We start from the raw sequence: 3,392 nt of genomic DNA, 5'->3' as shown, positions 1-3,392 counted from the left end.
TCTTTTCGGTGGACTGGTTCGGCGTCGCCGTCCTGGCGGTGTGGGGGGCGGTTGCGGCGCTGGCCGCGCTGCGCTGGTTCCGCTTCACCTGACGCTCGCGCTGCGGGGCCAGCTCGCGACACGTAAACCACGCACACGACACGCCGCTTCGGGCGTGCGTGGTTTCAGTCTCGCGACACCAGGGCTTACTACAGGGCGTAGTTGTCGTTGGCCTACCATCGGGCCATGCCCGTGGGACGAACGCTGAGGCGGATGGTGGACCTGCTCCCCGATCCCAGCGCGCGCGTCCAGCGCCTCATCGCCGCGGCCGTCGTACTCACCCAGGGCGGTATCGCCGTCACCGGCGCGATCGTCCGCGTCACCGCGTCGGGACTGGGCTGCCCCACCTGGCCGCAGTGCTTCCCCGGCAGCTTCACCCCCGTCGCCCACGCCGAGGTGCCCCGCATCCACCAGGCCGTCGAGTTCGGCAATCGCATGATCACCTTCGCGGTGGTCGTGGCCGCGGGGCTGGCCGTGGTGGCCGTGATCCGGGCCCGGCGCCGCGCCGAGGTGCTGGTCTATGCGTGGCTGATGCCGGTGTCGACGGTTGTGCAGGCGGTTATCGGTGGCATCACCGTACGCACCGGACTGCTCTGGTGGACGGTCGCCATCCACCTGCTCACCTCGATGACGATGGTGTGGCTGTCGGTGCTGCTGTACGTCAAGATCGGCGAGCCCGACGAAGGAGTGGCGCACCGCCGCGTCCCCCGGCCGCTGCGCGCCCTGACGGCGCTGATCGGGCTGGACCTGGCCGCGGTGCTGGTCACCGGCACGCTGGTGACGGCCGCCGGCCCGCACGCGGGTGACCGCAGCCCGACCCGGACCGTGCCGCGGCTCAAGATCGCGGTCGACACCCTGGTCCACGCGCACTCCTCGCTACTGGTCGCCTACCTCGCCCTGCTGGTCGGACTGGGCTTCGGGCTGCTGTCGGTGCGCGCCGCCCCGCCCATCCTGCGGCGGCTAATCGTGTTGCTCGCCCTGGTCTGCGCGCAGGCCGCCATTGGCACCGCCCAGTACTTCACCGGCGTCCCGGCCGCGCTGGTAGCCCTGCACGTGGCCGGGGCCGCGGCGTGTACCGCTGCCACCGCCGCGCTATGGGCGTCGATGCGAGAGCGGACCGAGCCCGAGCCGCTCGCAGGCTGACTCCACGGCCAGCGCGAAGTCACGCTGGGCGCGCTCGCGGTCGTCGGTGCCCAGGTGCCGCCAGCCCAGCGACGGCGCGACGAGGTCGAGCCCGACCAGCCGGCCAGCTGCCACGTCGACGCGCGCGTACAGGAGGTCGCGTGCGGCGACTCCGGCGCGGTCGGCGGCGAGCGCGAGCGCGGCGTAACCGAGGTCCCACGACTCGAACTCCGGCTCGACCGGCCAGGCGTGTGATTGCTTGCCGCCGAGGAAGATCAACGCCGCCTGCGACGGCCCGCCAGGCGCAGTCGGCACCCCACCCTCCGCCAGCTCGCGCAAATACCGCTCATCGAGGTTCCAAGCGATTGCGTCGGGCGGGTTGAGCAGGTGGCGCACCCGCCGCGTCCAACCGAGGAACTCCTCGCGGCGGTCCGCGGTGGCACGCAGAATCACCAGGTCGGCGTCGAGAGTCTCCGGGTCCTCCCAGGACAGCCAGCGTGCGTGCAGCCCACGGGTGCGCAGCGCGGGCACCAGGCCGGCATCCTCGGGCGGCCCATGACCGGCATCGTCGCCGGGCCCCGCCAGCACGATGCGGGGATGGAAGATGTCCGGACGGGCGAGTTTCATGCCCGGGCATGATAAGCACATGCACGCAATCGAAGTCAGCGAAACCGGCGGCCCCGAGGTGCTGCGCTACGTCGACACGCCCCGGCCCGCACCCGGGCCGGGCGAGGTGTTGATCAAGGCCGAGGCGATCGGCGTCAATTACATCGACACCTACTTCCGCTCCGGGCAGTACCCGCGCGAGCTGCCGTTCATCCTCGGTTCCGAACTCTGCGGCACCGTCGAGGCGACCGGTGACGGAGTCGACGGTTTCCTCGTCGGCGACCGCGTGGTCAGCGCGTCGGCGTCCGGCGGTTACGCCGAGTACGCCACGGCCCCAGCGTCTTTGACGGCACACGTGCCGGACGAAGTGAATTCCGACGTGGCCGCGTCGGTGCTGCTGAAGGGCCTGACCGCTCACTACCTGTTGAAGTCGGTGTATCCGGTGCAGGCTGGCGACACCGTGCTGGTGCACGCCGGAGCGGGCGGCGTCGGGCTGATCCTGACGCAGTGGGCGCATGTGCTCGGCGCGCGGGTGATCACCACGGTCTCGACGCCGGAGAAGGCCCGGTTGTCCCGGCGGGCCGGGGCCGACGAGGTGCTGTCCTACCCCGACGACGCGGAAGAATTCGGCCGGCGGATCCGCGGGCTCACCGACGGCGCCGGCGTCGAGGCCGTGTACGACGGCGTGGGCGCCACCACCTTCGACGCCAGCCTGGCCAGCCTGGCGGTGCGGGGCACGCTGGCGCTGTTCGGCGCGGCCAGCGGACCGGTTGCGCCGTTCGATCCGCAGCGCCTCAACGCCGCCGGTTCGGTGTTCCTGACCCGCCCGTCGCTGGTCCACTTCATCCGCACCGGCCAGGAATTCAGCTGGCGGGCAGAGGAATTGTTCGACGCGATCGCCGGCGGGGCCATCACCGTCGAGGTCGGCGGCCGCTACCCGCTGGCCGAAGCCGCGCGCGCCCACCAGGATCTGCAGGGCCGCAAGACGGCCGGCTCGATCGTGTTGCTGCCCTAAATCCCCAGCCGCGGAGGGTGGGGCCCAGGGACGAATTCCAGGCGGATTCCGTGCTCAGGGCCCACGCTCGGTGCCCTCCTAGAGCAGGTGCGGCAGCGCGATCACCGAGTCGACGGCCAACGCGCAGAACACCACCGCCAGATAGTTGTTCGATTGCAGGAACAACCGCAGCGGCTTGACGGGCTCGCCGGCGCGCACCCCGGCATACAGCTGGTGGGCCATCGCCAGGAACCACACCCCGGCCACCACGGCGACCGCCGCGTAGAGCCAGCCGGCGGCCAGCGCCAGCGCCAGGGTCGAGGCCACCGTCAGCCAGGTGTAGATCAGGATCTGTTTGGTGACCTGACGCTCGGTCGCCACCGCCGGCAGCATCGGCACACCGGCGGCCTTGTAGTCGTCCTTGTAGCGCATCGCCAGCGCCCAGGTGTGCGGCGGCGTCCAGAAGAAGATGATCGCGAACATCACCAGCGCCGGCCATTGGATCGTGTCGGTCACCGCCGACCAGCCGATCATCACCGGCATGCAGCCGGCCGCGCCGCCCCACACCACGTTCTGCGAGGTGCGGCGCTTGAGCAGCAGCGTGTAAACCAGCACGTAGAAGGCGATGGTG

The 3,392-nt window shown here is 71.0% G+C and carries 4 protein-coding genes and 1 pseudogene; 3 read left to right on the top strand and 2 right to left on the bottom strand.

Going from position 1 to position 3,392, the window contains the following annotated elements:
- Together A5695_RS28175 and A5695_RS00965 are read left to right on the top strand one after the other, a co-directional pair.
- Window positions 1-92, top strand: a pseudogene (locus tag A5695_RS28175) (multidrug ABC transporter permease); the annotation flags it as partial.
- A gap of 160 nt (window positions 93-252) precedes the next feature.
- Window positions 253-1,182 (top strand): heme A synthase, encoded by a 930-nt coding sequence (locus A5695_RS00965; protein WP_197515317.1) that lies wholly within the window; start codon window positions 253-255, stop codon window positions 1,180-1,182.
- Here A5695_RS00965 and A5695_RS00960 read toward each other — a convergent pair.
- Window positions 1,132-1,788 carry a hypothetical protein gene (locus A5695_RS00960; protein ID WP_068077155.1) on the bottom strand — a complete coding sequence of 219 codons (657 nt, stop codon included), beginning with the start codon at window positions 1,786-1,788 and terminating at the stop codon, window positions 1,132-1,134. The genes A5695_RS00965 and A5695_RS00960 overlap by 51 nt on opposite strands.
- Before the next feature lie 19 nt (window positions 1,789-1,807).
- Here A5695_RS00960 and A5695_RS00955 point away from each other — a divergent pair, with 19 nt between their 5' ends.
- Window positions 1,808-2,782: a quinone oxidoreductase gene (locus tag A5695_RS00955; protein WP_068077153.1), complete on the top strand. Its 975-nt coding sequence runs from the start codon at window positions 1,808-1,810 to the stop codon at window positions 2,780-2,782.
- 78 nt (window positions 2,783-2,860) lie between these two features.
- Here the strand turns inward: A5695_RS00955 and A5695_RS00950 are convergent.
- Window positions 2,861-3,392, bottom strand: a 532-nt coding sequence (locus tag A5695_RS00950) for a heme o synthase (RefSeq protein ID WP_082945771.1), incomplete at its 5' end; no start/stop codon positions are given.

It is taken from the genome of Mycobacterium sp. E1747, assembly GCF_001667775.1.
In the GTDB taxonomy this organism is placed as follows: Bacteria; Actinomycetota; Actinomycetes; order Mycobacteriales; family Mycobacteriaceae; genus Mycobacterium.
The sequence above is the reverse complement of the archived record's forward strand: the minus strand, read 5'-3'. Positions and strand labels throughout refer to the sequence as shown.